The following is a 25,652-nucleotide window of genomic DNA, read 5'->3' on the forward strand; positions in this document are numbered from 1 at the left end:
AGTCGTCACGGCACTGTCCTGTCGGCTGAGTTGGGCACGCTTACAATGGATTCGACGTTCACGGCTTCCTTTCGGTTCCCCCGAGTTCGCGGGCGGACCTGATTGCTTCCTCGCACGCGTCGTCGACGGTGTCCTGGCGGCCAGGGGTGCTCTGGCAGCCGATGCTGATGCGTGTGGATCCCGCAAGAACCACCGACCACCGGATGTCCCGGCCCGCGCGAATCTCGCGGTAGGTGACCGCGTCGCGGCCGGCCCGTTGGTCGGCGGGTTCGAAGTCCACGAAGGTGCCCGGCTCCTCCTTGGCAATCGCCCTGCGCAGCGCTTCTGCCGCGGCCCCCAGCGTCTCCTGTGGCGCATAGGACTGGGTCAGGTGTAGTGCCGTGGAATGATCCACCGGAGAACCGATTTCGACGCGTCGGGAACCCGGTCCGGCGGTGACCCGGGTGACCGTCCAGCCGGCCGGGATACGCATGCTGACGCGACCCTCCACCAGGCTGACCGCAGCCGTGGTGACCGGCGACACCGCCGCGGACGGCCGGGTGGTGGCCACGCCGACTCCGCACATCACGATCGCCACGGCGGCCGCGGCGCCGACCTGGGCGGGCAGCCAGGAACGGCGCGCCGACAACGACGGTTCGGTGGCCGAGTACGCCACCTCGTCCCCGACGTGCGCGGGGGACGCCGTCACCCCGAGGTGGCGCAACGCCGTTCGGATAGCGCCGCTGAACTCCCGGGCATTGCGCACCCCGTGCGGCGCATCGATCAGGACTGAGGCCGGGCCGCCGAGGGCGGCCACCTTGGCGGCGATCGCGTCGGCGCCGACCGACCGGGCAAGCAGCGTGGGCGTCCCGGATTCCGGACAGATTGCGACGGCGTCGTCGTTGATCTCGACAACCGTTGCCGCAGAATCATTCCGGGCGGTCAGCAGGGCCGCCCTCGGGATGGCCTGAACATCCGCGGCCACGCCGGATGCGGCATCGACGATGCGGGCGACCCGCCCTGGTGGCCACCACGAGGGGTGCAGGAGGGTCAGCGACCCGGCCCGCCCTTCCGCGCTCGAAGAGATCGTGCTCGAAGCGATTATGTGCCGCCAGAGGGAATCGACGGCGACCGGCCGCTCGTCGAGGAGCACGGTGGTGTCGTCGATACCGGCGAGCGCCTGCGTGATCATCCCGCTTCCCGGGGTGACACCCCCGGTGGGTGGAAGCCGTCGCACGGTCGACGGGCCGACTTCGAGCACCGTCATGGCGGACACCAGCCGACCTGGATTCGACGCGCGGCGTCCCGGGTCACCAGCAGCCCACGCCCGGGCGGTTGCGGTGTGGCGCGGTGTGTTCCGATCACCGCGCCCTCCTCGGCCGACCCGCTCATCACCAGGGTCATGCAGCCGATGTCGCGCAGGTGTGCCAGCACCGGGTCGTACATCGCGCGGGCCAATCCCGCGCAGCGGCGGGCGACGATGAGGTGCAGCCCGATGTCCGTCGCGTGGGGCAGTACGTCGAGCAGCGCGGCCAGGGCATCACCGGAGCCGGATGCGAGAAGATCGTAGTCGTCGACCACGATGTACACCTCGGGCCCGCTCCACCACGACCGGGCGCGAAACTGCTCGACGGTGACATCCGGGGTGGGCAACCGGTTTCGCAGCGCATCGTGCAGCGCAGACAGGTGCTCGGTGACAGCGGCCGGGGAGAACGCGTAACCGTGCAGATGCCCCGGATCGACGATCCCCAGCAGCGTGCGCCGATAGTCGACGACGAACAGCTGGCCGCTCTGCGGTGTTGTGCGGCGGACGATTTCGCGGCACAGCGTTCGCAGCGTCGCGGTCTTCCCACATCCGGGATCACCCACGACCAGCAGGTGCGGTTGACGCCCGAAGTCCACGGCCAGTGGCATCAGGTCTGGTTCGCCGATGCCGAGCACAACGCCGGGATCGCCGTCCGCCTGATCGCGGACCGAGGCGTGGTCGACCATGTCCGGGAGAAGCCGCACCGCCGGCGCCCGCCACGATCCCCGGCACGCCACGTCGGAGGCGCTCGAGGTGGCGATGGTGAAGTGGTGACCGTCGCGGGTGACTCCCCGGCCCGGAGCGCCGACCGGGACGAGCGCCGCCTGCTTGCGGTCCATCTCGGAATCGATTGGGTCACCGAGCCGCAACTCGATCCGCGTGCCGATCTGGTCCTTCAGGCTCGGCCGCAGATCGGCCCACCTGCCCGCGGTGAGGATCACGTGGATGCCGAACGACAAACCCTGCGAGGCCAGCCCGGTGATCGTCGGATCCAGATCGGCGAACTCCTCTCGCAGCACCGCCCAGCCGTCGACCACCAGGAAGACATCGCCGTACCCGTCGGTGACGCCCGCCTCGCGAGACCGCATGACGGCGTCGACATGGCCGACGATCCGGCGCACGAGTTCCCGCTCGGCGCGGGTGGCCACCGATCCGACATGCGGCAGTGCGCGCACGTCATCGAGGGTTCCGCCGCCGAAATCCAGACAGTAGAACTGGATTCGACGCGCGTCGTGCCCGAAGGCCAGTGCGGTGATCAGGGTGCGGACCGTCTGCGACTTGCCGCTCTGCGGTGACCCGACCACCGCCACGTTGCCACCGGCACCGCCGGTCTCGACCACCAACGGCACCCGCTTCTGGTCGAACGGGCGGTCGACGAGACCGATCCGGGCGCGCAGTTCGCCGTGGTCGGTATCAGGCAACTCGGACAGCCGCGGTGATCTCGGCAACGGCGGCAGCCAGACCTGGTGAGCCCGCGGCCCCCGACCGGTGAACCGGTCGACCAGGGTGTCCGCGACGCTCTGGTGGCCGCCACGAGGTACGGCGATCGTGGCGGGCAGCGAGGTGAACAACCGCACGGCGGGACGTTCCTCGGGACGATCTGCGGCTGCGGCAGGCGCGGGGGCTCCGAGGTAGGCGGCCCTAAACCGGAGCAGACGGCCGTCGGCGCCGCACAGATACGCCGCGCCCGGGGTGGTGGGCAACTCTGCGGCGTCGGGCACCCCCAGGACCGCCCGCGACTCCGCGGCCGTCGAGGTCTTCAGGCAGATGCGGTAGGACAGGTGCGACTCCAGGCCCCGCAGCCGCCCTTCGTCGAGTCGTTGGCTGGCGAGCAGTAGGTGCACTCCCAGCGACCGGCCCACCCTGCCGATCATCGCGAACACCTCGGCGAAATCCGGATGATGGTGCAGCAGTTCGGCGAACTCGTCGACGACGACGAACAACGACGGCAGTGCGGGCAGGTTGTGGTCGCCACCGCGCAGCAGACGGTAGGCGCCGAGGTTCACGACGTTGCCGGCGCGGCGCAGCAACTGCTGGCGGCGGTGGATCTCGCCGGCGAGCGCAGCACCGGCGCGTGCCACCAACTGGGCCTCGTCGGACAGATTGGTGATGATGGCCGCGATGTGGTGCAGGCCGGCCAGCCCGAGGAAGGTCGCGCCGCCCTTGAAGTCGATCAGCACCAGGTTGAGGTCCTCCGGCGAATGCCGCGCGACCATCCCCAGCACGATGGTTCTCAGCAGTTCGGACTTGCCCGAGCCGGTCGCACCGACGCACAGCCCATGCGGGCCATGGCCGCCGTCGGCCGCTTCCTTGATGTCGAGGTCGACCGTGGCCCCGTCGGCGGCGAACCCCAGCGGGACGCGCAGCCGGTCGCGCGGGGACCGCCGAGTCCAGGCGTCGTCCAAACCTGCTTGGGCGCACCATCGGGCGATGTCGTCGGAGGCCGGCTGACTGGCCCGGTAGCGGGCCAGCCGGCGGGCGCAGACCCGCGCTTCGGGCAGGGACATGCTGTCGGCGCGGGCGAACCGCTCGCCTTCGCAGACCAGCTGTCCATCCTCGAGATGCAGCCGAAGACCGCTGTCCCCGAACGCCTCTCCAACGACGACGGTGGTGACCGGCGCTGGGCCGGCGGGCGGTTCCGGCGGTGCACCGTCGATGACGAGGACGACATGCCGCCGGCTCACCTCGGCGGTCACGTCACCGAGCGCGGACCCGTCGTCGTACACCATCGGGGCGCCCCGCGACGGATGTCGGTTGTGTGGCAGCCACTTCAGCCAGTCCCAGTCCTCGCGACGACCGGGCCCGACCACTGCGGCGATCAGGATCGAACCCGGGTCGTGCAACACCGCCAACTGACAGAGCATCGACCGCACCAGCGCGCGCACCTCCAGTAGCGGGCCGGTGACCGAGACGGCGGGGAGCGCACATAACGCCAACGCGGTCGGGACATCGTCGAGGGTGGCGTGACTGTGCACGAAGCGGCGCAGCGCGTCGGCGGTGACGGGGTCGAGGTCGGCCACCGGGGCGACCGGCGGCACGGTGATGGCGCGGCACAGCCGTTGCGTTGCCAGACCCACCCGCACATGACCGAAGTCCGAGTCGGCGACCGATCGTTCCCACATCCGCGGCCCACCTGCCAGCGTCCACAGCGCGGTGGGCGCCGGATGAACCCACGTCATTGAAAGCCGTTGCCGCTCGGCGGCATCCAACAGATCCCGGCTCAGCGAGTCGAGGTGGTCGAGGTAGCGCCGGCGCTGCTCGTCCAGCCGGCCGGTGTCGCGTCGGCTCCGGCCCTGCAGCAGCATGCCGAACGTCGAGATCATCGTCACCGCAGGCAACGTCAGCATCATCGGGCTCAGCCCGCTTCCCGACCTCGAGAACCACAACAGCGCACCGGTGCCCGCAATCGCCACGAGCGCCACAAGCGGCACCAGTCGCGACGACCCGCCGCCGCCCTGCGGTGGGACGGGCGGGGCGTCGACGGCGACGTCGTCGGTGGGAAACGGCGGCGGGGGCAACCGCTCACCCCGCGCGAAGTCCACCGAAGTCGTGACCATGAGCGGACGGTAGGCACCGAGCCCGCCGACGGCAATTCACCTGTGGACAACGGAGTTCACCATCCGGCCCCGCTGGCTACGGTCCGCTCATGGTTGCCAGTTCCGACACCTGCCGGGTGACGATCCGATCCGCACACCGCGACACCGACCTTGCGGTGCCAACTCAGCTTCCGCTCTGCGAGGTGCTGCCGTCGGTGCTCGACGTCGTCGGTGACGACCTCGGCGGGCGCGACGTCCGTCTGGCCCGGGTGGACGGCACGGTCCTCGAGCCGGACCGATCACTGGCTGCCTGCGCCGTACACGACGGCGAGGTGCTGATCCTGACAGCGAGGACCCACGAGGCACCCCCGCCGAGGTTCGACCTGGGCGCGTCGGTCGCCGACGCGGTCACCCCCACGAAACCAGCACTTTCGGTCGTGACGATGGTGGGGGTGCTGTGGTCGGCTGCCGCGGTGGCGGTACTGCTCGGGCACGGGCTCTTCGACTATCGGGCCGGCGATCTCGGTGCGGCCGGCACTGCGACGGCCGCGGCGCTGATGGCGGCGATCCTGTTGCAAACGCAGCCCGCCATGTCGGCGGCCCTCGGCCTGGCGGGCGCCGCGCTAGCAGGGCTTACCGCGCTGCTCGCCGCGCCCGGCCTGCCGGGCGTTCTGCTCGCGATGTCGGCAGTCTCGGCGACCTCCCTCATCGTCTGGCGCTGTACCGGGTGTGCGACCGAGATCGTGCTGCCGGTGGCCGCCACGACGATGGCAGCGGCCGCGGCCTTTCTGGCCGCGGCACTGGGGTGGCTGCCCGCGACCAGTGTCGGTCCGATGCTGACGACGACGTCCCTGGCAGTCCTGACGATCTCACCGCGGCTGGCCGCGCGACTGGCCGGGCTGTCCTCCTCGGCATGGCCCGACGACGTCGAGGACCGCGCGAGGAGCGCACACCGAATGCTGGCCCTGCTCGTCGCGGCATCGGCCGCCGCCGCCGCGCTGGGCGCGTCGGTCACCGCCGTTCTCACTGCGCGGCCAACCGAAGCGGCCTGCTTCATCGCCGCGGTGGCCGCGACACTACTGCTGCGCGCACGAACGTACACAGACCGTTATCCTGCTGCAGCACTGCTGCTTTCATCAGCAGTCGCGGTGTCGGCGCTGCTCGCCACCGTGGTCCGCGCCGCACCGTGGACCACCCCCTGGCTGTGCGGGCCGCTGATGGCCGCTGCAGCAGCGGCAATCCTGCTCGGCTCGACCGACCTCGGCACCTCCCCCGCCGCCGATCGAGTGGTCGCGGCGGTCGAGTTCGCCAGCGGCGCTGCCGTCGTTCCGCTGGGATGCGCGGCGGCCGGTCTCTTCTCGACCATTCGGGCGCTGCTGTGAACGTTCGGCCACCCCGCATTCTCGCGGCGACCGCCGCCGTCCTTCTGGTCGCACCGCACTGCGCACCATCCGCGTTCGCCGTCGGACCGCCCGCCGTCGACAACACGATGCTGCCCGCCCCAGCGCCGCCGGCCCCGCCCGAACCCACCGAACAACGGGAGCCCTGCACCATAGGGTTGCCCGCGGGCGGAAACCAGCCCCGCTCGGGTCAGTTGAATGGCGTTGACCTTCCGGCGATGTGGCGTCTGACCCGGGGCGCAGGCCAGCGGGTCGCCGTGATCGACACCGGGGTGCAGCCACATCGGCGGCTGCCCGGTGTGGTCGCCGGCGGCGACTACGTGTCGACAGGTGACGGCAGACAGGATTGCGACGGGCACGGGACCATCGTCGCGGGCATCATCGCGGCGACTCCCGACCCGGCGGACCGCACCGGGTTCAGCGGGGTGGCCCCGGAGGCCACGATCATCGCGATTCGTCAGTCCAGCAACACGTTCGGGCCACTGTCGGAGCCGTCTAGCCGGGGCTTCGGTGACGTGACGACACTGGCGATGGCCGTGCGCACCGCTGCCGACATGGGTGCCTCGGTGATCAACATCTCGTCGGTCGCCTGCACCGAAGGGATGCTCGACGACCGGATCCTGGGTGCCGCGCTGTCCTACGCGGTGGACGTCAAGGATGCGGTCGTGGTTGCGGCCGCGGGGAATCTGGGCGGAAGCGGACAGTGCCCGGCACAGAACACCACCGCGCAGCCGACGGTGATCGCCAGCCCCGCCTGGTACGACGACTACGTGTTGACCGTCGCGTCGGTGGCCGCCGACGGCACCCCGTCACCGTTCAGCCTCAACGGGCCGTGGGTCGACGTCGCAGCCCACGGGGAAGACGTTGTGTCCCTTGACCGTGACGGTGCCGACACCATCACCACCATGCCGGGGACCTCCGGTCCGATGCCGATCTCCGGCACCAGTTACGCCGCGCCGGTCGTCAGCGGTGTGGTGGCGCTGGTGCGCGCACGCTACCCGCGGATGCCGGCCCGTCAGGTCATGGCGCGAATCGAGGCCACCGCCCACCGACCGCCTCGCGGTCGCGACTCGGCGGTCGGCAGCGGTGTCGTCGACGGTCGTGCCGCGTTGAGCGACCAACCCGCCGAGCCACCGTCGCCCCGACCGGCTACACCGCCTCCGGTGTCCGGGGCCCCACGCCGGCCCGCCCCGGCCTCCGGTGTCGTCGCGGCCGGAGCCGGACTGTGTCTGGCGGGTCTGGTCGCGGCGGGCTCGGCACGACTACGGCGACGCGGCCGCGACGACGTCCCCGGCAACTGAGGCGGCCTCCCGGCTGAGTTCGGGGCCTGAGGGCAACGCGGCGAGAATCACCCAGGGCACCCGGCTCGGCGCCGGTCCCAGCCCGAGCGCTGCGGCAGCGGCCGAATCCCGCACGGGGAAACGCACTCCGGCCTCGGTTATCAGATACCGGCCGGATGTTCCGCCGTCCGTGGTCAGTGCGCCGGCGGTCACGTCGACCCAGCGCCCCGCGGGTAGCCGGATCGCGTCGACGTTGGGCCCGCCCCCGTCGCCGATCGCCAGCCTCACGGCAGCCGGCCGGGCCTCACCGACCGCGATGGTGACGCGTCCCGCCCGCCACGTCGCACACACCTCGCCGGACGGGTCGAGAAGCGTCGGCGAATCGTCGGGCATCGTGGCCACCGGCAGACTGTCGGCTACGGCGTTGCCTGCGATCTGTGGCGGTGCGATCGCGGGCACCTCGGGAACGGCGTTGAGCAACGTCGAGGACACCGGCCGCGGTGTCACCATGTCGAGACGCAGCGTCCGCGCGACCGCTGGATCGTCGGGATCGACCGATGCCCGCCGGCCGTCGTAGAGCAGGTACACCGACCCGTCGACCGCTGTCACCAAAACCCCCTGGCGCGCAGGAAGTTCCGGTACATCATCGGCGGTCGCGGCGGTGATGGTGGTCGAACCGTCACGGTCGTCGCACACGGTCCACCGCAGATCCGTCGACGACATGGCTGCCCCGGCCGACGGGGGCGCGCCCGGAATGCCGAGAACGGGGCCGCGTGGAATCCCGGTGAGCCCGGCGTCGTCGACGAGTCGCGGCGTGGCGGGACGGCCCAGGATCAGGTAGGCCGAGGCCAGGTTGGCCACCGGATGAAGTCGGTCACCGGACCGGACGAACAACTCTCCGGACTGGCGTGACATGACCAGCGGGGCGTCGCCGGCCACCGGACGCAGCACGGCCAGACCGACCGTCACCACCGCGACCGCGACCGCACCGGCACACCCGGCCAGCAGTGCGAGCCGATGCGCGTGAAGGGTGTCGGCGCCAGCCGGCATCGCCCGCCCGAGGATCGCGTAGTCCATCCTGCGCATCAGGAAGCGATGCGCGCCGAACTGACGTCGCGGTGATCCGGGACGCACCATGTCCCAACGTTAGAATAGTTGCGGCATAGCCGAATTCAGCGATCAACAGCCTCGCCGGTCTCTTTGGAGCGCCGCTCGCGGTATGCGGCGACATGCTGGCGGTTGCCGCAGTTGCCGGCGTCGCAGAACATTCGGGAACGGTTGCGCGACAGGTCGACCAGCACCGCGTCACAGTCCGGTGCCGCGCAGATCTTCAGCCGGCGAAGCTCTCCGGAGCGCACCAGATCGGCCAGCGACATCGCCATCTCTGCACCCATCCGCTGGGCCAGCGGATCGTGGATCGAAGCCAGGTGCAGATGCCACTCCGGCATCTCGGGGTGCCGGGTCAGCCACGGGGCGGCCTTGGTGTCGGCGAGCAGCGCGTTGATCTGGCCGACCGCGCGCACCTCGTCGTCGGCGGCCGCCCAGATCCGCCCCAATCGCCTGCGCAGCTTGTGGACCGACTCCAGTTCGGCCTCGTCGTGGTCACGCCGCCCCGTCCAGCCCCAGCTGTTCAGGTAGGCGTCCAGGGCAGGTTGGTCGCCCATCTGTTCGCCGTCGGCTCGGTCACTGTTGACCAGCGCACACGCGGCACGCAACGTGACTTCGGTGTCATGACTGAAAAGCATTTGACTCATGACCCCCTCGGAACGTAGTGTCATGACCAATAGTCATTTTACTCATTACAGGCCGGGGGTGCCTCATGTCGACGACGGTTCGTGGCGAGAACCACTTCCGGCTCGGTCTGCTGTTCGCGATCGGGTCGGCGTTCACGTTCGGCATGTCCGGCCCCTTCGCCAAGTCGCTGATGGGGGCCGGTTGGTCCCCGACCGCCGCAGTCACCGCCCGCCTCGCCGGCGGCGCGCTGGTCATGGCGATCTTCGCCACCGTAGTCAAACCCGACTGGATTCGGGAGGCTCGCGAGCACGCCCGCATCGTCGTCGCGTACGGCCTGGTCCCCATCGCCGCCGCGCAGCTCTGCTACTACAACGCCGTCTCTCACCTGTCCGTCGGTGTCGCGCTGCTGCTGGAGTACACCGCGCCGATCCTGGTGGTCGGCTGGATCTGGGCCACCACCCGCCGCCGGCCGCGCGGCGCCACCTTGGCCGGGGTCGGCCTGGCGGTCGCGGGCATCATGCTGGTGCTCAACATCTCCAGCGGCACCGCCCGCGTCGACGCCGCCGGAGTGGCATGGGGGCTGGCCGCCGCGATCTGCGCGGTCTGCTACTTCATGATGTCCGACGAGGTCAGCGCCGACGGCAGCGGGCTCAGCTCGATCACACTGTCGGCCGGGGGCCTGGTGGTCGGCGCCGTCGCCGTGGCCCTGCTGGGTCTTTCCGGTGTGATGCCGCTGACCTTCACCGCCAATGACGCCGTGCTGGCCGGGATGACGGTGCCGTGGTGGGTGCCGGTGATCATGCTGGCCGTGGTTGCCACCGCGGTCGCCTACACGCTGGGCATCAGTGGCGTGGCACGGCTGCGACCGAGCTTCGCGTCGCTGGTGGGCCTCGGTGAGGTGCTGTTCGCGGTGCTCTCGGCGTGGGTGCTGCTCGGCGAGGCCGTCACCGTGACCCAGGCGGTCGGCGGTGTGGTGGTGCTGGCCGGGCTGACACTGGCCCGCCAAGCTGACCGCAGCGCCGAGGTGACCGCTGCCACCTGGCCTGATGCCGGACCGATCGAAGAGCTCGCCGCGGGCGCCCGCACCTGAGCGCGGCACGCAAGCAAACGTCGGGAATGAAACCCGCTTCCTATCTGTAACATCACGATGTGACGTCTAACGCCGTGTCGAATCGTTCCCTCCGGGCCGCCTTCGCCGCCGTCGTGGTAGCCGGTTCCGCGCTGTTCACCCCGGCGATGCTCCCGATCGCCAACGCCGCCGCCTGCAAAGACATCCAGGTGGTGTTCGCCCGCGGAACCGGCGAACCGCCGGGCCTCGGACGGGTGGGTCAGGCCTTCGTCGATTCGCTGCGCGGCAGGCTCGGCAACCGCTCGGTCGGCGTGTATGCCGTCAACTATCCGGCTACTTACGACTTCCTGGCCGCCGCCGACGGCGCCAACGACGCCAGCGCGTTCATCCAGGACGTGGTCAACAGCTGCCCGGACACCAAACTGGTGCTCGGCGGCTACTCCCAAGGTGCGGCGATCATCGACGTCATCACTTCGGTGCCGTTCCCGGCGGTCGGGTTCAACAACCCGCTTCCGCCCAACGTGCCCGACCGGGTCGCCGGCCTCGCCGTCTTCGGGAACCCGACCACGAAGGTGGGGCTGCCCCTGACGTCCAGCCCGGTCTACGGCGGCAAGGCCATCGACCTGTGCAACCCCGGCGACCCGGTGTGCTCGGACGGCAATGACGTCCCCGCGCACCGCAGCTACGGACCGGACGGAACGGCCGGCCAGGCCGCCGCGTTCGTCGCCAGCCTGCTCTAAATGTTTGGCGGCCACCGCCGCGGTGTGTGACTATTAGCCGACCGTTCACCACCGAGGGGGTCCATTCAGCGTGTCCGACCCGACCATGACACCAGCCCGCAGACTGGGCGTTGCTGGCGCGGCGATGTTCGCCGCGATCGCGCCACTGGCCGGCTGCCCCGTCCCGAGCGCCGCGGCCGCCCCCTGTCCCGACGTCGACGTGGTGTTCGCCCGTGGCACCAGCGAGCCGCCCGGGATCGGACGTGTCGGCCAGGCGCTGACCGACACGCTGCAGTCGCAGTTGGGCGGTCGCAACATCGCGACCTACGGGGTGAACTATCCGGCCACCTACGACTTCCGCGCGGCCGCCGTCGGCGCCACCGACGCGACCAACCACATTCTGGCCACCGCCGTGGCGTGCCCGTCGACCCGCTTCGTCCTCGGCGGCTACTCCCAAGGTGCGGCGGTGGTTGACATGCTGCTCGGCATTCCGCCCCTGGGCAACAAGGTCGGCGACATCGGTTCGGCGCCTCCGCTGCCGTCCAGCGTCGCCAGCAAGGTCGCCGCTGCGGCGGTGTTCGGCAACCCCGCCACCAAGTTCGGCAACCCGATCTCGGTGGCGGGTGCTCCCTTCGCGGGCAAGGGGATCGACCTGTGCAATTACGGTGACCCGATCTGCTCGCCGGGCCGCAACCCGTTCGCGCACACCGACTACGAGAGCTCCCCGCTGCCGGGGCAGGCAGCCGGCTTCATCGCCGGACTCTTGTAGATCACTTAACTTATTTGCTGGCGGCAGCGCCCTCGCGGGTCGTCTACCATGGCAGGATGCGTATCGGTCGGCTCGTGACCAGCGCGGTAGGGGTGATGTCCGCTGCCGCCGCCATGTTGCTCGCCCCGGCGATGTCGCCGCACGAATCGTCTCGAATTCTTGCTGCGGCGCAGGCCGCCGCGTGCCCGGACGTCGAAGTGATCTTCGCCCGCGGCCGGCTGGAGCCCCCCGGTACGGGCCGCCTCGGCGAGGCGTTCGTCAACGCGTTGCGCGCCAAGACCTCCAAGAAGGTCGGCTTCTACGCGGTGAACTACCCCGCCGACTACCAGGTCGACCTCGGCGCCAACGACATGAGCAAGCACATCCAGTACATGGCGTCCAGTTGCCCCAACACGCGGCTGGTCCTCGGCGGCTACTCACTGGGCGCCGCCGTCACCGACGTGGTGCTGGCCGTGCCCTCACCGGTGTTCGGTTACAACAACCCACTGCCGCTGGGCATGGACCAACACGTAGCCGCGGTCGCCCTGTTCGGCAACGGGACGCGGAAGGTGTTCGGGCCGGTGTCCGACGTCAGCCCGCTCTACGGCGACAAGACGATCGACCTGTGCACCCCTGACGACCCGGTCTGCAACAACAATATGGATCCGGAGAGTTGGGGCGACAACTGGAACGCCCATCTGCAGGCCGCCTACATCGACTCCGGGTTGGTCGACCAGGCCGCCGGATTCGTGGCGGGCAAGCTCTGATCAGATGCTGCGCAGGTCGCGGGTGACCGCGACCCGGGCGGCCAGCTGGCCGTCGGGCGGATAGTCGACACCCGCCAGCGTGAGGCCGCGCGCCGGCGCCGCGGCGAACGCGCTCGAGCGGTGATCTGCCTCCAACAGCGTTGCGCACCAAGCCGGTTCGCGTCGGCCCTCCCCCACCGCCAGCAGCGCACCGACCAGTGAGCGAACCATCGACCAGCAGAACGCGTCGGCGGTGACGACGGCGGTGATCATGTCGCCGTCACGAACCCACTCCAGGCGCTGCAGGTCGCGGATCGTCGTCGCCCCGGCCCGGTGCCGGCAGAACGCGGCGAAGTCATGCAGTCCCAGCAGATTTCGTGACGCCTCGGTCATCGCCGCGATGTCCAGCGGCCGCGGCCATGCTGTCACGTAGCGCGCCAGATCGGGGTCGACCCCGTAGGGTGCCGACGACAACCGATAGACGTAGTGCCGGCGAAGGGCCGAGAACCTGGCGTCGAATCCGGCTGGCGCCCTGGTGATCTCACGCACCCGGACATCGGCGGGCAGGAACCGGCCCAGCCGGCGCACCAGCGGCAGAAATTCGGCTTCACCCGGCCGGGTGTGACGGGGATAGGCCTGGACCAGCGCCTCGGCGGGGACGTCGACGTGGGCCACCTGGCCGCTGGCGTGGACACCGCTGTCGGTGCGGCCGGCGGCGAACAACCGGACCGGCACCCGGAAGACGGTCGAGAAGGCCTCGTCCAGAACACCGGCGACGGTCCGATGTCCGTCCTGCACCGCCCAGCCGGTGAAATCGGTTCCGTCGTAAGCGATGTCGAGCCGCAGACGAACGTGCCCGCCACCGGAGTCGGCGGCGGGCACGTTCGTCGTCACAGTCTCAGGACTCGTCAGTGTCCGAACCCTCGGCCTGCTCCTCTGCGACGTCCTCGGCCTTGATCTCCTCGGCGCTGTCCTCCGCCTCCGGACCGGCCGCGACCTCGGGCTCGACCGCAGCCTCGGGCTCGACCGCAGCCTGCGGCGCGGCAGCAGCCGCCACCGACACCTTCTTGGCTGCACGCCTGGCCCGGTCTGCCTCCGAGGTCACCGTCTTCTCCCGCACCAGCTCGATGACGGCCATCGGGGCGTTGTCGCCCTTGCGTGCCTCCACCTTGATGATTCGGGTGTAGCCGCCGTTACGGTCGGCGAAGAACGGGCCGATCTCGGCGAACAAGGTGTGCACCACGTCCTTGTCGCGGATCTTCTTCATCACCTCACGCCGGTTGTGCAGCGCGCCCTTCTTGGCGTGGGTGATGAGCTTCTCGGCGTACGGCCGCAGCGCCCTGGCCTTGGGCTCGGTCGTCTTGATCCGGCCGTGCTCGAAGAGCGACGTGGCCAGGTTGGCCAGAATCGCCTTCTGGTGCGAGGACGACCCGCCGAGGCGAGGGCCCTTGGTGGGCTTGGGCATTGCAATCTCCTAGGTGAGCCGATCTCCGTATCAGGTAAGACCGGGAAGGGATTTAGAGCTGTTCGGTCTCGGCGTAGTCCTGGTCCTGGTCGGCATCCAGGTCATAGCCGGAGTCACTGGTCCAGGTGCCGGTGGCCACGTCGTAGCCGGCGACCTCGGACGGATCGAAGCTGGCCGGGCTGTCCTTGAGCGACAGTCCCAGCTGGTGCAGCTTGATCTTCACCTCGTCGATCGACTTCTGGCCGAAGTTACGGATGTCCAGCAGATCGGACTCCGTGCGGGCGACCAGCTCGCCGACGGTGTGCACACCCTCGCGCTTGAGGCAGTTGTACGACCGGACGGTGAGATCCAGATCGTCGATCGGCAGCCCGAACGCCGCGATGTGGTCGGCCTCGGCGGGCGAGGGGCCGATCTCGATGCCCTCGGCCTCGACGTTGAGTTCGCGTGCCAGACCGAACAGTTCGACCAGGGTCTTGCCGGCCGACGCCAAGGCGTCGCGCGGGCTGATCGAGTTCTTGGTCTCGACGTCGAGGATCAGCTTGTCGAAGTCCGTGCGCTGCTCGACGCGGGTGGCCTCCACCTTGTAGGTGACCTTGAGCACCGGCGAGTAGATGGAATCGACCGGGATACGGCCGATCTCGGCACCGGAGGCCTTGTTCTGCACGGCCGGCACGTAACCGCGGCCACGCTCGACGACCAGCTCGACCTCGAGCTTGCCCTTGTCGTTCAGGGTCGCGATGTGCATGTCGGGGTTGTGCACCGTCACACCGGCCGGCGGGACGATGTCACCGGCGGTGACGTCACCCGGGCCCTGCTTGCGCAGGTACATGGTGACCGGCTCGTCCTCCTCGGATGACACGACCAGACCCTTGAGGTTCAGGATGATGTCGGTGACGTCTTCCTTCACCCCGGGAACGGTGGTGAACTCGTGCAGCACACCGTCGATGCGGATGCTCGTCACGGCCGCGCCGGGAATCGACGACAGCAGCGTACGCCGCAGCGAATTGCCAAGGGTGTAGCCGAAACCGGGCTCCAGCGGCTCGATGACGAACTGGGACCGGTTCTCGGCGATGGCCTCTTCGCCCAGTGTGGGTCGCTGAGAAATCAGCATGGTGTTTCGTTTCTCCTTCTCGGCACCCGCTATTTGATGCCGTTAGGTGTCCTGCCGCAGGGAATTCCGCGGCAGACGTCTTCTTACTTCGAGTAGTACTCGACGATCAGCTGCTCGGCGAGCGGCACCTGGATCTGCTCACGGGTGGGCAGCTGGTGCACGAGGATTCGCTGACGCTCGCCGATGACCTGCAGCCAGCCCGGGATCGGACGCTCACCGGCGGTCTGACGCGACAGCTCGAACGGCAGCGTGTTCAGCGACTTGCCCCTGATGTCGATGATGTCGTACTGCGACACCCGGTAACTCGGGATGTTCACCTTGACACCGTTGACGGTGAAGTGGCCGTGGCTGACCAGCTGGCGCGCCATCCGTCGGGTACGCGCCAGACCGGCGCGGTAGACGACGTTGTCCAGGCGGGTCTCCAGGATCTGCAGCAGGTTCTCACCGGTCTTGCCGGCCGAACGGTTCGCCTCTTCGTAGTAGCGGCGGAACTGCTTCTCCATGACGCCATAGGTGAAGCGGGCCTTCTGCTTCTCCTGCAGCTGCTGGCGGTACTCGCTCTCCTTGATCCGCGCGCGGCCATGCTGGCCCGGCGGGTAGGGGCGCTTCTCGAACGACTGATCACCGCCAACGAGGTCGACGCCGAGGCGGCGCGACTTGCGGGTGGCGGGTCCGGTGTAACGAGCCATGAGTCAGTTCCTCCCTAGACCCGGCGCCGCTTGGGCGGACGGCAGCCGTTGTGCGGCTGCGGGGTGACATCGGAAATCGCGCCCACCTCGAGGCCTGCGGCCTGCAGCGAGCGGATGGCGGTCTCGCGACCCGAACCCGGGCCCTTCACGAACACGTCGACCTTCTTCACGCCGTGCTCCTGCGCCTTGCGGGCGGCGTTCTCGGCGGCCAGCTGCGCGGCGAACGGGGTCGACTTACGCGAGCCCTTGAAGCCGACGTGACCCGACGACGCCCAGGCGATGACGTTGCCCTGCGGATCGGTGATCGAGACGATCGTGTTGTTGAACGTGCTCTTGATGTGCGCGGCGCCGTGCGGGACGTTCTTCTTTTCCCGACGACGGGTCTTCTGCCCCTTCTTGGGGGCAGCGCCGCCCTTCTTTGCTTGTGCCATCCGGGGTTACCTGGCCTTCTTCTTGCCGGCGATGGTGCGCTTCGGGCCCTTGCGGGTACGCGCATTGGTCTTGGTCCGCTGGCCGCGCACCGGCAGGCCGCGGCGATGCCGCAGGCCCTGGTAGCAACCGATCTCGATCTTGCGGCGGATGTCGGCCTGCACCTCGCGGCGCAGGTCACCCTCCACCTTGAGGGTGGCTTCGATGTAGTCACGCAGCTGCGTGAGCTGATCGTCGGTCAGGTCCTTGGTGCGCAGATCCCGGTCGATACCGGTCGCGGCAAGGATTTCCTGGGAGCGGGTACGGCCGATGCCGTAGATGTAGGTCAGCGCGATCTCCATGCGCTTGTCGCGCGGAAGATCGACGCCCACTAGACGTGCCACAGGGCTGTGTTCCTTCTTCTAAGCGGAGGTCTGTTCCCAGTCCGTTCCCGACTGCGTCGGGGCCCGGCCTCCGTTCCGGGCGTGGGTGAGCAGCCAATCTGCTCAGTGGTACTGGGAGGTCTGCATTCAGTTGTGGTTACTGCGACGCCGCTGAGGGGCGGCAGTGGGCTTAGCCCTGCCGCTGCTTGTGGCGCGGATCAGAGCAGATCACCATGACCCGCCCATGCCGGCGGATCACCCTGCACTTGTCGCAGATCGCCTTGACGCTCGGGTTCACCTTCACGGCTCGTTGATCCTTCTAGTTCTCGTCGGTTGTCTTGATGTCATGCTGGCTCGGAGCCGGGCCTACTTGTACCGGTACACAATGCGACCCCGGGTCAGGTCGTAGGGAGACAACTCCACCACCACCCGGTCCTCGGGAAGGATGCGGATGTAGTGCTGCCGCATCTTGCCGCTGATGTGAGCGAGCACCTTGTGACCGTTCTCCAGCTCAATGCGAAACATCGCATTGGGCAGGGGCTCGACCACGCGGCCCTCGACCTCGATGGCACCGTCTTTCTTGGCCATAACCTCTCACATCCTGCTTTTGTTGGTCCTGCGGGCACCAGCCGCTTGCGGCGACAGGCACTCACAGTCGGGCAGCATTCGCCCCGACTGCAAAAACGTGAGCCGGTGACAGGAAACTCCAGGACTGGGCACGCAAGAGTCGGCGCGGGAACCGCACCGTTGGTCTACGATACCCGTTTCGCCGCGCTACTCCAAAACGCGGCATCCGCCACTCGTGGCACCGGCACCGGAGGCGCCCACGCCCGCCGAGCTGTCGTCGGAATAGTTCACGACCGGACCGAGGTTGAAGGACAGGCGGCCAATCTCCTTCGGCCACGAACAGCAGCGACCAGTTGAAAGCCATACCCGACGTCCCCTGGGGATTCGAAGCCTAAGGCCGACGGCCCCAGACGCCCGTCAAGAAAGGTAAGGATCAGATGACCGACCCTTCACTGCTCAAGCCCGACCTCGGCCGGTTCGGGGTGTGGACCGGCGGCGCGGTGACCCCCGAGCAGGCGGTCGAGATCGAGCGGCTGGGCTACGGCGCGGTGTGGGTCGGCGGATCCCCCGCGGCCGCACTGGAGTTCGTCGAGCCGATCCTGGAGCGCACCGAGAACCTGTCCGTCGCGACCGGGATCGTCAATATCTGGAGCGCCCCGGCCGACGAGGTGGCCGAGTCCTACCACCGCATCGAGAACGCCTATCCAGGCCGGTTCCTGCTCGGCGTCGGCGTGGGCCATCCCGAGCACACCCAGCAGTACCAGAAGCCGTACGAGGCCCTGGTGAGTTATCTCGACGAGCTGGACCGCCACACCGTGCCGACCAGCCGCCGGGTGATCGCCGCGCTGGGACCCAAGGTGCTGCAACTGTCGGCGCGGCGCAGCGCCGGCGCCCATCCCTACCTGACCACACCCGAGCACACCGCGCAGGCCCGCGACCTGGTGGGGGCGTCGGTGTTCCTGGCGCCCGAACACAAAGTGGTGCTGTCGACGGACGCCGATGCCGCCCGCGAGCTGGGCCGCCAGAGCGTCGGCTTCTATCTGGACCTGAGCAACTACGTCAACAACTGGAAGCGGCTGGGTTTCACCGACGCCGATGTCGCCAAGCCCGGCAGCGACAAGCTGATCGACGCGGTGGTGGCGCACGGAACACCCGAGGCGGTCGCCGCGCGGCTGACCGAGCACCTCGACTCCGGCGCCGACCACGTGACGATTCAGGTGCTGGGCGGCTGGGACAAGCTGATCCCCACGCTCACCGAACTGGCCGGGCCGCTGGGGCTCACCGCGACCGAGTGAGCGCGGCGGCCGCCCGTTACCGTTAGGGTGGCAGCATGCGGCTGTTGGTCACGGGGGGCGCCGGATTCATCGGTGCCAACTTCGTTCACAGCACGGTCCGTGAGCGTCCTGACGTCTCGGTCACCGTTCTCGACGCGCTGACCTACGCCGGTAGCCGCGAGTCGCTGGCCCCGGTGGCCGACGACATCCGGCTCGTCGAGGGCGACCTGGCCGACGAACAGTTGGTGGAACGGCTGGTCGCCGAGTCCGACGCGGTGGCGCACTTCGCGGCCGAAACCCACGTCGACAACGCACTGGCCGACCCGGCACCGTTTCTGCGCAGCAACGTCATCGGCACCTTCTCGGTGCTGGAAGCGGTTCGCCGGCACGGGGTTCGGCTGCACCACGTCTCCACCGACGAGGTGTACGGCGACCTGCCGCTCGGCGAGGACGTGCGGTTCACCGAGTCCACCCCGTACAACCCCTCGAGCCCGTATTCGGCGACCAAGGCCTCGGCCGACCTGCTGGTACGGGCCTGGGTGCGGTCCTACGGCGTGCGCGCGACGATCTCCAACTGCTCCAACAACTACGGGCCCTACCAGCACATCGAGAAGTTCATCCCGCGACAGATCACCAACATCCTCACCGGGCGGCGGCCCAAGCTCTACGGCGCCGGGGCCAACGTGCGCGACTGGATCCACGTGGAAGACCACAACAGCGCGGTGTGGCGAATCCTGGACGGCGGCGAGATCGGCCGCACCTACCTGATCGGTGCCGACGGCGAGCGCGACAACCTCTCGGTGCTGCGAATGATCCTGCAGCTGATGGACCGCGACCCCGACGACTTCGACCACGTCACCGACCGGGCCGGCCACGACCTGCGGTACGCCATCGACTCGGGCGCGCTGCGTGACGAACTCGGCTGGGCACCTAAGCACACCGACTTCGCCGACGGGCTGGGCAGCACCATCGCCTGGTATCGCGACAACGAGTGGTGGTGGGCCCCGCTGAAGGAGCGGGTCGAAGCGGGTTACGCGAAACGCGGTCAGTGACATGAGCTTTCGTGAGCTGTCGGTGCCGGGCGCCTGGGAGATCACTCCGTCGCAGCATGGCGACGACCGCGGGATGTTCTTCGAATGGTTCACCGAGGGCGCGTTCGCCGAGATGACCGGCCACGCGTTCGACATGCGGCAGGCCAACTGCTCGGTGTCGGCGGCCGGGGTGCTGCGCGGCCTGCACTTCGCCCAGCTGCCGCCCAGCCAGGCCAAGTACGTGACGTGTGTGAAGGGATCGGTGTTCGACGTCGTCGTCGACGTCCGGGTCGGCTCCCCCACCTACGGCCGGTGGGATTCGGTGCTGCTCGACGATGTCGACCACCGTTCGGTCTACCTCTCCGAAGGACTGGCGCACGGTTTCCTTGCGCTGCAAGATGATTCGACCGTGATGTACCTGTGCTCGGCACCGTACGCACCGCGGCGCGAGCACACCATCGCCGCCACCGACCCGGCGATCGGCATCCAGTGGCCGCTGCCGGCCGATCAGCTGGTGCTCTCCGGGCGCGACGCCGCCGCCGCACCGCTGGCCGAGGTGGCGGCCGCCGACCTGCTGCCCAGCTGGGCCGACTGCCGCGCGTTCGTCGACGGATTGCCCCGGCGATAGTCCCAGCCCGTGACCCCTTGCGCACCGCCGCGATCGGTTACTAGGATGTCCTAGTATTCAGCCGCAGGGTCAGCCAAGGGACAGTCCATGAGCACAACCATCCAGCACTTCATCGACGGCAAGCGCAGCAACCTCAGCAGCACGCGCACCGCGGACGTCTTCAACCCCAGCACCGGGGAAGTGCAGGCCAAGGTGCTGCTGGCCTCGGCCGCCGACGTCGACACCGCGGTGGCCTCGGCGGTGGTGGCCCAGAAGGAGTGGGGCGCGTGGAACCCGCAGCGCCGGGCCCGCGTCCTGACGAAGTTCATCGAGTTGGTCAACGCCAACGCCAACGAGCTGGCCGAGTTGCTCTCGATCGAGCACGGCAAGACCGTCCCCGACGCCCTCGGTGACATCCAGCGCGGCATCGAGGTCATCGAGTTCGCCACCGGAATCCCGCACCTGATGAAGGGCGAGTTCACCGAGGGCGCCGGCCCGGGCATCGACGTGTACTCGATCCGCCAGCCGCTCGGCGTGGTCTGCGGCATCACCCCGTTCAACTTCCCGGCGATGATCCCGCTATGGAAGGCCGGCCCCGCACTGGCCTGCGGTAACGCATTCATCCTCAAGCCCTCCGAGCGCGACCCGTCGGTACCGCTCCGGCTGGCCGAGCTGTTCCTCGAAGCCGGCCTACCGCCGGGCGTATTCCAGGTCGTACAGGGCGACAAGGAAGCGGTCGACGCACTGCTCGCCCATCCCGACATCAAGGCCTACGGCTTCGTCGGCAGCTCCGACATCGCGCAGTACATCTATGCCACCGCCGCGGCCAACGGCAAGCGCGCACAGTGCTTCGGCGGCGCCAAGAACCACATGATCGTCATGCCCGACGCCGACCTGGACCAGGCCATCGACGCCCTCGTCGGCGCCGGTTACGGCAGCGCCGGCGAGCGCTGCATGGCCATCAGCGTCGCGGTCGCTGTGGGCGACGAGACCGCGAACCGCCTTCGCGCCCGGCTCGCCGAACGGGTCGAACACCTCCGGGTCGGCCACAGCCTGGACCCCAAGGCCGACTACGGGCCGCTGGTCAATGAGGCCGCCCTCGACCGGGTGCGCGGCTACATCGACGCCGGTGTCGCCGCCGGTGCCGACATCGTCGTCGACGGACGCGACAAGGGCAGCGACGAACTGACATTCGGCGACGACAGCATCGAGGGCGGCTTCTTCATCGGCCCGACCCTGTTCGATCACGTCACCACCGACATGTCCATCTACAAGGACGAGATCTTCGGGCCGGTGGTATGCATCGTGCGCGTCAAGGATTACGAGGAAGCCCTGCGGCTGCCCAACGAGCACGAGTACGGCAACGGCGTGGCGATATTCACCCGCGACGGCGACACCGCCCGCGACTTCGTCTCGCGCGTGCAGGTCGGCATGGTCGGCGTCAACGTGCCGATCCCGGTTCCGGTGGCGTATCACACCTTCGGCGGCTGGAAGCGGTCCGGTTTCGGCGACCTCAACCAGCACGGGCCGGCCGCGATCCAGTTCTACACCAAGGTCAAGACGATCACCGAGCGGTGGCCGTCGGGTATCAAGGACGGCGCCGAGTTCGTCATCCCGACGATGAAATGAACTTACTGGGTATGGACGACGACGAACGCGTGATCGTCGAGACAGCGGCCGCGTTCGCCGCCAAACGTCTTGCGCCGCATGCCTTGGAGTGGGACCACTCCAAGCACTTCCCCGTCGATGCACTGCGCGAGGCCGCCGAGCTGGGGATAGGCGCGGTCTACTGCGGTGAGGACGTCGGCGGCAGTGGCCTGCGTCGGCTGGACGCCGTCCGGATCTTCGAGCAACTGGCCACCGCCGATCCAGCGATCGCGGCGTTCATCTCGATCCACAACATGTGCGCGTGGATGATCGACACCTACGGCACCGCCGACCAACGCAAGTCGTGGGTGCCGCGGCTGGCGTCGATGGAGGCGATCGCCAGTTACTGCCTCACCGAGCCGGGTGCGGGCTCGGATGCGGCGGCGCTGCGCACCAAGGCCGTTCGGGACGGTGAGCACTACGTGCTCGACGGCGTCAAGCAGTTCATCTCCGGGGCGGGCAGCTCCGACGTCTACGTGGTGATGGCGCGCACCGGCGGCGAGGGACCGCGCGGCATTTCGGCGTTCATCGTCGAAAAGGGCACACCGGGGCTGAGTTTCGGCCCCAACGAGGAGAAGATGGGCTGGAACGCCCAGCCCACCGCCCAGGTCATCATGGAAGGTATGCGGGTGCCGGCCGACGCGATGCTCGGCGGTCCGGAAGGAGAAGGCGGCGGTTTCGGCATCGCGATGAACGGCCTCAACGGCGGCCGGCTCAACATCGCCGCCTGCTCACTGGGCGGCGCGCAGGCCGCCTTCGACAAGGCGGGACGCTACCTGGCCGACCGGCAGGCCTTCGGCGGCGCACTACTCGACGAGCCCACCATCAGGTTCACCCTCGCCGACATGGCCACCGCGCTGGAGACCTCCCGGCTGATGCTGTGGCGTGGGGCCAGCGCGCTGGACAACGACGAACCCGACAAGGTGGCGTTGTGCGCGATGGCAAAGCTGCACGTCACCGACGCCTGTTACGGCGTAGCCGACCAGGCGTTGCAGCTGCACGGTGGCTACGGATATCTGCGGGAGTACGGCCTGGAGAAAATCGTCCGCGACCTTCGGGTGCACCGAATCCTGGAGGGCACCAACGAAATCATGCGCGTAGTCATCGGGCGGGCCGTCGCGAGCGGTGCTCGCAATCCGGCCGAGGCCGCCCGGGTACGCGCAACGGCATGAGGCAAAGGAGCCTACGCATGACGACGATCGCGTTTCTGGGCCTGGGCCACATGGGCGGGCCGATGGCGGCCAACCTGGTCACCGCCGGCTACACCGTTCGCGGCTTCGACCCGGTGCCCGCATTGCGCGCGGCCGCCGAGGAGAAGGGTGCGTCGGTGTTCGATGCCGGCGCCGCCGCGGTAGCCGAGGCGGACGTCGTCATCACCTCGCTGCCCAACGGGGCGATCGTGAAAGCCTGCTACGCCGAGGCACTTCCGGCCGCCAAGGCGGGCGCCCTGTTCATCGACACGTCCACGATCTCTGTCGACGACGCCCGCGAGGTCCACGCCCAAGCGTCGACTGCCGGGATGGCCCAGCTCGACGCCCCGGTCTCCGGCGGCATCAAGGGCGCGACCGCGGGCACGCTGGCCTTCATGGTCGGCGGTGAGAGCGAGGCCCTGGACCGGGCCCGTCCGGTGCTGGAACCCATGGCCAGCAAGGTCATTCACTGCGGAGCCTCCGGGGCGGGCCAGGCCGCCAAGCTGTGCAATAACATGGTGCTCGCAGTGCAGCAGATCGCCGTCGGTGAGGCCTTCGTGCTGGCCGAGAAACTCGGCCTGTCGGCGCAGTCACTGTTCGACGTGATCACCGGAGCCACCGGCAACTGCTGGGCCGTGCACACCAATTGCCCTGTCCCCGGCCCGGTTCCGACCTCGCCGGCCAACAACGACTTCAAGCCCGGTTTCGCCGCCGCGCTGATGAACAAGGACCTCGGCCTGGCGATGGACGCGGTGTCGTCCACCGGAGCCTCGGCGCCACTGGGCACGCACGCCGCCGAGATCTACGCCAAGTTCGCCGCCAACCACGGCGACCTGGACTTCAGCGCGGTCATCGAAACCCTGCGCTGAGCGCTGAGTTCCTCCCGCGAGCAGACACAAAAGACCCCGACACGCCGAGGATTTGCGGGCTTTTGCGTCTGCTCGCGGTCAGAAGTCGCCAGCGTGGTGGCGCAGGGTCTCGATGGAGGACACCAGCGCGCTCGCTTCGGCCGCCGACATCCCGACGTCGGCGAACACCTGCTCGTTGAGCGTCGCCGTGGCGTCCTCCACCGTCGAGCGGCCCAGCTCGGTGATCTGCACCAGCGTGGTGCGGCCATCGGTCGGATGTGGCACCCGGTGCACCAGCCCGTCGGCCTCCAGCCGGCGGATCGCGTGGGTGACGCTGGTGACGTGCACCTGCAGCCGGTCGGAGGCCTTGGTGATCGGCAGTGCACCGGTCCGGCTGAACGCCAGCAGCCGCAGCAGCTCGAAGCGGGAAAAGCTCAGGTCGTAGGGGCGTAGCGCGTTCTCCACCCGGGCCAGCAGGATCTGATGGGCCCGCATCACCGAGGTGACCGCGACCATGCCCTCGGCGACGTCACCCCACCCGGCGCGCTCCCAGTTGGTACGCGCCGCCGCGATGGGATCCGGTTTGTCCGGTGAGACCGAGTCGGGCGGCATCCGCCCATATTGCCCTACCGCGGCCGGCTTACAGGCGGCGCTGAAGCAGGACATCCCCGGTGTCGACGGACACCACCTGCACCGCGGCGATCTCGTCGAGCGGCATCGACGTACTGCCCGACGGCGAAGCCGTCGCCCCCGCGCGGGCCGTCCACGTCGCCAGCAGAACCCGGCCGCCGTCGCGGCCGACGGCGTACATCGCCAGCTCGTCCCCGCTCTCCTCGCCCTCGCCCCAGCCCGGCTCCTCCCCGTAGGTGCACGTCATCTCGACCTGCGTCCCCCAGCCCTGGCCGGTCACCACCACCGTCGCCTCGAAGGACGACGGAGTCACCGGCGTCATGGACAGCGGAGCCGAGGCCGACGTACCGGGCAGCTGCAGCGGCGTGAGTCCGAACTGCGCCGGGTTGGTCGCCAGCAGGGCCGCGACCGCCAGGACCGCCGCGGCTGCCGCCGATACCGTCCAGGTGATCCACCGGGAGCGCCGCCGCTGCCGCTGCACGGTGTGCAGGATCTCGTCGAGCAGCTCCGGGCGCATCGGCGGCGGTTCGAGCCCGCGGTCGTCAATGGAGGCCACCTCGTCGGGCGACAGCATCGCCAGCATCGCAGGCATCCCGCTGAGCTCGCCGACCGCCGAGCGGCACGATGGGCAGACGTTCAGGTGGGCCTCGTACTCCCGGCGGTCGTTGCTGGACAGCGATCCCAGGACGTAGGCAGCGTCCCAGGGCGCATAGGTGTCGGTCTCGGTCATCGAGTCACCCCCATCTCCTGCAGTGTCAGCCGCAAGGCGCGCACCGCGTAGTGCAGCCGGGACTTCACCGTGCCCTCGGCGATCTGCAGATCGGCGGCGATCTGGGTGGTGGTCCAGCCCAGATAGTAGGAGCGACGGATCACCGCACGGTGGTCGGCGGACAGCTGGGCCAGCGCGTCGCCGAGCAGCAGCCGGTCCAGGGCGACGTTGACCTCGTCCGGACCCGGGCGGTCCGGCGCGCCGGGGGCGTCCAGCGAGTCGCTCTCCTTGCGGAACCGCGCGCTGCGGCGTTCGTCGATGATCATGTTGCGGGCCACGGTGAACAGCCACGCCCGCGCCGAGCGTTCGGCGTCGTCGGTGACCTCGGGGTGCTGCCAGGCCCGCAGCAGCGTTTCCTGCACCACGTCCTCGGCGCGAGCCGGGTCACCGGTGAGGCGCACGGCGTAGCGCCACAGCGCAGCCGCGTGGTCGCGGTAGAGCACCCGCATCAACGCGGCCTCCGGATCGTCCATCTCCCACCTCCGGCGAAGACACGTAACCGGCGACGGTCTGGTT

The 25,652-nt window shown here is 69.0% G+C and carries 27 protein-coding genes; 12 read left to right on the forward strand and 15 right to left on the reverse strand.

The genetic code is table 11. The annotated features are described in order from the left end of the window. Positions 1 to 58 precede the first annotated feature (58 nt). Both K9U37_RS19340 and eccCa read right to left on the reverse strand, forming a co-directional pair. On the reverse strand, positions 59 to 1,246 hold the full coding sequence (locus tag K9U37_RS19340) for a type VII secretion-associated protein (protein WP_243073478.1): 1,188 nt from the start codon (positions 1,244 to 1,246) through the stop codon (positions 59 to 61). Beyond that, the gene (eccCa, locus tag K9U37_RS19345; RefSeq protein ID WP_243073076.1) at positions 1,243 to 4,842 is read right to left on the reverse strand and encodes a type VII secretion protein EccCa; all 3,600 of its coding nucleotides are present in this window, start codon (positions 4,840 to 4,842) and stop codon (positions 1,243 to 1,245) included. The genes K9U37_RS19340 and eccCa overlap by 4 nt, the downstream gene beginning before the upstream one ends. An 89-nt stretch (positions 4,843 to 4,931) precedes the next feature. Between eccCa and eccD the strand changes: the two genes are divergently transcribed. Further along, entirely contained in the window at positions 4,932 to 6,203 is a 1,272-nt protein-coding gene (gene eccD, locus K9U37_RS19350) for a type VII secretion integral membrane protein EccD (RefSeq protein ID WP_243073077.1), read from the forward strand. Continuing rightward, complete coding sequence (mycP, locus tag K9U37_RS19355; protein WP_372489542.1) at positions 6,200 to 7,522, forward strand: type VII secretion-associated serine protease mycosin; 1,323 nt, start codon at positions 6,200 to 6,202, stop codon at positions 7,520 to 7,522. Before eccD ends, mycP begins: the two co-directional genes overlap by 4 nt. Here mycP and eccB read toward each other — a convergent pair. Next, positions 7,484 to 8,638 (reverse strand): type VII secretion protein EccB, encoded by a 1,155-nt coding sequence (gene eccB, locus K9U37_RS19360; RefSeq protein WP_243073079.1) that lies wholly within the window; start codon positions 8,636 to 8,638, stop codon positions 7,484 to 7,486. The two genes, mycP and eccB, sit on opposite strands and share 39 nt — an antisense overlap. 35 nt (positions 8,639 to 8,673) lie before the next feature. Next, positions 8,674 to 9,246, reverse strand: coding sequence for a CGNR zinc finger domain-containing protein (locus K9U37_RS19365; protein ID WP_243073080.1), 573 nt, complete (start codon positions 9,244 to 9,246; stop codon positions 8,674 to 8,676). A 74-nt stretch (positions 9,247 to 9,320) separates the two neighbouring features. Between K9U37_RS19365 and K9U37_RS19370 the strand changes: the two genes are divergently transcribed. The 4 genes from K9U37_RS19370 to K9U37_RS19385 all read left to right on the forward strand — a co-directional run bounded on the left by K9U37_RS19370 (position 9,321) and on the right by K9U37_RS19385 (position 12,538). Further along, a complete protein-coding gene (locus K9U37_RS19370; RefSeq protein WP_243073081.1) occupies positions 9,321 to 10,325 on the forward strand; it encodes an EamA family transporter in 1,005 nt (334 codons plus the stop codon). A gap of 59 nt (positions 10,326 to 10,384) precedes the next feature. Beyond that, positions 10,385 to 11,044 (forward strand): cutinase family protein, encoded by a 660-nt coding sequence (locus K9U37_RS19375; RefSeq protein WP_243073082.1) that lies wholly within the window; start codon positions 10,385 to 10,387, stop codon positions 11,042 to 11,044. A 124-nt stretch (positions 11,045 to 11,168) separates the two neighbouring features. Next, positions 11,169 to 11,792, forward strand: coding sequence for a cutinase family protein (locus tag K9U37_RS19380; protein WP_243073479.1), 624 nt, complete (start codon positions 11,169 to 11,171; stop codon positions 11,790 to 11,792). A gap of 56 nt (positions 11,793 to 11,848) precedes the next feature. Beyond that, positions 11,849 to 12,538, forward strand: a complete 690-nt coding sequence (locus tag K9U37_RS19385) for a cutinase family protein (RefSeq protein ID WP_243073083.1) — start codon at positions 11,849 to 11,851, stop codon at positions 12,536 to 12,538. Here the strand turns inward: K9U37_RS19385 and truA are convergent, their stop codons facing one another. The 8 genes from truA to infA all read right to left on the reverse strand — a co-directional run bounded on the left by truA (position 12,539) and on the right by infA (position 17,161). After that, entirely contained in the window at positions 12,539 to 13,411 is an 873-nt protein-coding gene (gene truA, locus K9U37_RS19390; RefSeq protein ID WP_243073084.1) for a tRNA pseudouridine(38-40) synthase TruA, read from the reverse strand. A gap of 4 nt (positions 13,412 to 13,415) precedes the next feature. Continuing rightward, positions 13,416 to 13,982, reverse strand: coding sequence for a 50S ribosomal protein L17 (gene rplQ / locus K9U37_RS19395; RefSeq protein ID WP_243073085.1), 567 nt, complete (start codon positions 13,980 to 13,982; stop codon positions 13,416 to 13,418). A gap of 52 nt (positions 13,983 to 14,034) precedes the next feature. Continuing rightward, entirely contained in the window at positions 14,035 to 15,093 is a 1,059-nt protein-coding gene (locus tag K9U37_RS19400; RefSeq protein WP_243073086.1) for a DNA-directed RNA polymerase subunit alpha, read from the reverse strand. Positions 15,094 to 15,176: 83 nt separating this feature from the next. Next, positions 15,177 to 15,782, reverse strand: a complete 606-nt coding sequence (gene rpsD / locus K9U37_RS19405) for a 30S ribosomal protein S4 (RefSeq protein WP_243073087.1) — start codon at positions 15,780 to 15,782, stop codon at positions 15,177 to 15,179. Between the two features lie 14 nt (positions 15,783 to 15,796). Next, complete coding sequence (rpsK, locus tag K9U37_RS19410; protein WP_005140014.1) at positions 15,797 to 16,213, reverse strand: 30S ribosomal protein S11; 417 nt, start codon at positions 16,211 to 16,213, stop codon at positions 15,797 to 15,799. A gap of 6 nt (positions 16,214 to 16,219) precedes the next feature. Further along, a complete protein-coding gene (rpsM, locus tag K9U37_RS19415) occupies positions 16,220 to 16,594 on the reverse strand; it encodes a 30S ribosomal protein S13 (RefSeq protein WP_243073088.1) in 375 nt (124 codons plus the stop codon). Positions 16,595 to 16,763: 169 nt separating this feature from the next. Next, on the reverse strand, positions 16,764 to 16,877 hold the full coding sequence (rpmJ, locus tag K9U37_RS19420; protein ID WP_243073089.1) for a 50S ribosomal protein L36: 114 nt from the start codon (positions 16,875 to 16,877) through the stop codon (positions 16,764 to 16,766). 62 nt (positions 16,878 to 16,939) lie between these two features. Continuing rightward, the gene (gene infA / locus K9U37_RS19425; RefSeq protein WP_005140011.1) at positions 16,940 to 17,161 is read right to left on the reverse strand and encodes a translation initiation factor IF-1; all 222 of its coding nucleotides are present in this window, start codon (positions 17,159 to 17,161) and stop codon (positions 16,940 to 16,942) included. A 416-nt stretch (positions 17,162 to 17,577) separates the two neighbouring features. On the opposite strand from infA, the gene K9U37_RS19430 reads away from it, so the two are divergent. The 6 genes from K9U37_RS19430 (at position 17,578) to mmsB (ending at position 23,758) form a co-directional block, all read left to right on the forward strand. Beyond that, positions 17,578 to 18,435 (forward strand): LLM class F420-dependent oxidoreductase, encoded by an 858-nt coding sequence (locus tag K9U37_RS19430; RefSeq protein WP_243073090.1) that lies wholly within the window; start codon positions 17,578 to 17,580, stop codon positions 18,433 to 18,435. Positions 18,436 to 18,470: 35 nt separating this feature from the next. Continuing rightward, positions 18,471 to 19,466 carry a dTDP-glucose 4,6-dehydratase gene (gene rfbB / locus K9U37_RS19435; RefSeq protein ID WP_243073091.1) on the forward strand — a complete coding sequence of 332 codons (996 nt, stop codon included), beginning with the start codon at positions 18,471 to 18,473 and terminating at the stop codon, positions 19,464 to 19,466. Position 19,467: 1 nt separating this feature from the next. After that, positions 19,468 to 20,073 carry a dTDP-4-dehydrorhamnose 3,5-epimerase gene (gene rfbC / locus K9U37_RS19440; protein WP_243073092.1) on the forward strand — a complete coding sequence of 202 codons (606 nt, stop codon included), beginning with the start codon at positions 19,468 to 19,470 and terminating at the stop codon, positions 20,071 to 20,073. 87 nt (positions 20,074 to 20,160) lie between these two features. Next, entirely contained in the window at positions 20,161 to 21,681 is a 1,521-nt protein-coding gene (locus tag K9U37_RS19445) for a CoA-acylating methylmalonate-semialdehyde dehydrogenase (RefSeq protein ID WP_243073093.1), read from the forward strand. Then, entirely contained in the window at positions 21,678 to 22,871 is a 1,194-nt protein-coding gene (locus tag K9U37_RS19450; protein WP_243073094.1) for an acyl-CoA dehydrogenase family protein, read from the forward strand. Before K9U37_RS19445 ends, K9U37_RS19450 begins: the two co-directional genes overlap by 4 nt. A 17-nt stretch (positions 22,872 to 22,888) precedes the next feature. After that, complete coding sequence (mmsB, locus tag K9U37_RS19455) at positions 22,889 to 23,758, forward strand: 3-hydroxyisobutyrate dehydrogenase (protein WP_243073095.1); 870 nt, start codon at positions 22,889 to 22,891, stop codon at positions 23,756 to 23,758. A 78-nt stretch (positions 23,759 to 23,836) separates the two neighbouring features. Here the strand turns inward: mmsB and K9U37_RS19460 are convergent, their stop codons facing one another. From K9U37_RS19460 to K9U37_RS19470, 3 genes are read right to left on the reverse strand one after another with little or no spacing between them, the layout of a single operon-like run. Beyond that, entirely contained in the window at positions 23,837 to 24,349 is a 513-nt protein-coding gene (locus tag K9U37_RS19460) for a MarR family transcriptional regulator (RefSeq protein ID WP_243073096.1), read from the reverse strand. Positions 24,350 to 24,377: 28 nt separating this feature from the next. Then, positions 24,378 to 25,097 carry an anti-sigma factor family protein gene (locus K9U37_RS19465; protein ID WP_243073097.1) on the reverse strand — a complete coding sequence of 240 codons (720 nt, stop codon included), beginning with the start codon at positions 25,095 to 25,097 and terminating at the stop codon, positions 24,378 to 24,380. Beyond that, complete coding sequence (locus K9U37_RS19470; protein WP_243073098.1) at positions 25,094 to 25,609, reverse strand: sigma-70 family RNA polymerase sigma factor; 516 nt, start codon at positions 25,607 to 25,609, stop codon at positions 25,094 to 25,096. Before K9U37_RS19470 ends, K9U37_RS19465 begins: the two co-directional genes overlap by 4 nt. Positions 25,610 to 25,652: the final 43 nt, after the last annotated feature.

The sequence above is a fragment of the Candidatus Mycolicibacterium alkanivorans genome (assembly GCF_022760805.1).
Classification (GTDB): Bacteria; Actinomycetota; Actinomycetes; order Mycobacteriales; family Mycobacteriaceae; genus Mycobacterium; species Mycobacterium alkanivorans.

Coding starts and splice junctions, on each gene's coding strand:
- mmsB (WP_243073095.1), top strand. CDS start 22,889: ATGACGACGATCGCGTTTCTGGGCCTGGGCCACATGGGCGGGCCGATG.
- K9U37_RS19380 (WP_243073479.1), top strand. CDS start 11,169: ATGTTCGCCGCGATCGCGCCACTGGCCGGCTGCCCCGTCCCGAGCGCC.
- K9U37_RS19445 (WP_243073093.1), top strand. CDS start 20,161: ATGAGCACAACCATCCAGCACTTCATCGACGGCAAGCGCAGCAACCTC.
- K9U37_RS19365 (WP_243073080.1), bottom strand. CDS start 9,246: ATGCTTTTCAGTCATGACACCGAAGTCACGTTGCGTGCCGCGTGTGCG.
- K9U37_RS19400 (WP_243073086.1), bottom strand. CDS start 15,093: ATGCTGATTTCTCAGCGACCCACACTGGGCGAAGAGGCCATCGCCGAG.
- rpsK (WP_005140014.1), bottom strand. CDS start 16,213: ATGGCACAAGCAAAGAAGGGCGGCGCTGCCCCCAAGAAGGGGCAGAAG.
- K9U37_RS19450 (WP_243073094.1), top strand. CDS start 21,678: ATGAACTTACTGGGTATGGACGACGACGAACGCGTGATCGTCGAGACA.
- K9U37_RS19370 (WP_243073081.1), top strand. CDS start 9,321: ATGTCGACGACGGTTCGTGGCGAGAACCACTTCCGGCTCGGTCTGCTG.
- rfbB (WP_243073091.1), top strand. CDS start 18,471: ATGCGGCTGTTGGTCACGGGGGGCGCCGGATTCATCGGTGCCAACTTC.
- eccB (WP_243073079.1), bottom strand. CDS start 8,638: ATGGTGCGTCCCGGATCACCGCGACGTCAGTTCGGCGCGCATCGCTTC.
- K9U37_RS19385 (WP_243073083.1), top strand. CDS start 11,849: ATGCGTATCGGTCGGCTCGTGACCAGCGCGGTAGGGGTGATGTCCGCT.
- rpsD (WP_243073087.1), bottom strand. CDS start 15,782: ATGGCTCGTTACACCGGACCCGCCACCCGCAAGTCGCGCCGCCTCGGC.
- eccCa (WP_243073076.1), bottom strand. CDS start 4,842: ATGGTCACGACTTCGGTGGACTTCGCGCGGGGTGAGCGGTTGCCCCCG.
- rplQ (WP_243073085.1), bottom strand. CDS start 13,982: ATGCCCAAGCCCACCAAGGGCCCTCGCCTCGGCGGGTCGTCCTCGCAC.
- K9U37_RS19340 (WP_243073478.1), bottom strand. CDS start 1,246: ATGACGGTGCTCGAAGTCGGCCCGTCGACCGTGCGACGGCTTCCACCC.
- K9U37_RS19460 (WP_243073096.1), bottom strand. CDS start 24,349: ATGCCGCCCGACTCGGTCTCACCGGACAAACCGGATCCCATCGCGGCG.
- eccD (WP_243073077.1), top strand. CDS start 4,932: ATGGTTGCCAGTTCCGACACCTGCCGGGTGACGATCCGATCCGCACAC.
- K9U37_RS19465 (WP_243073097.1), bottom strand. CDS start 25,097: ATGACCGAGACCGACACCTATGCGCCCTGGGACGCTGCCTACGTCCTG.
- K9U37_RS19470 (WP_243073098.1), bottom strand. CDS start 25,609: ATGGACGATCCGGAGGCCGCGTTGATGCGGGTGCTCTACCGCGACCAC.
- infA (WP_005140011.1), bottom strand. CDS start 17,161: ATGGCCAAGAAAGACGGTGCCATCGAGGTCGAGGGCCGCGTGGTCGAG.
- rfbC (WP_243073092.1), top strand. CDS start 19,468: ATGAGCTTTCGTGAGCTGTCGGTGCCGGGCGCCTGGGAGATCACTCCG.
- K9U37_RS19430 (WP_243073090.1), top strand. CDS start 17,578: ATGACCGACCCTTCACTGCTCAAGCCCGACCTCGGCCGGTTCGGGGTG.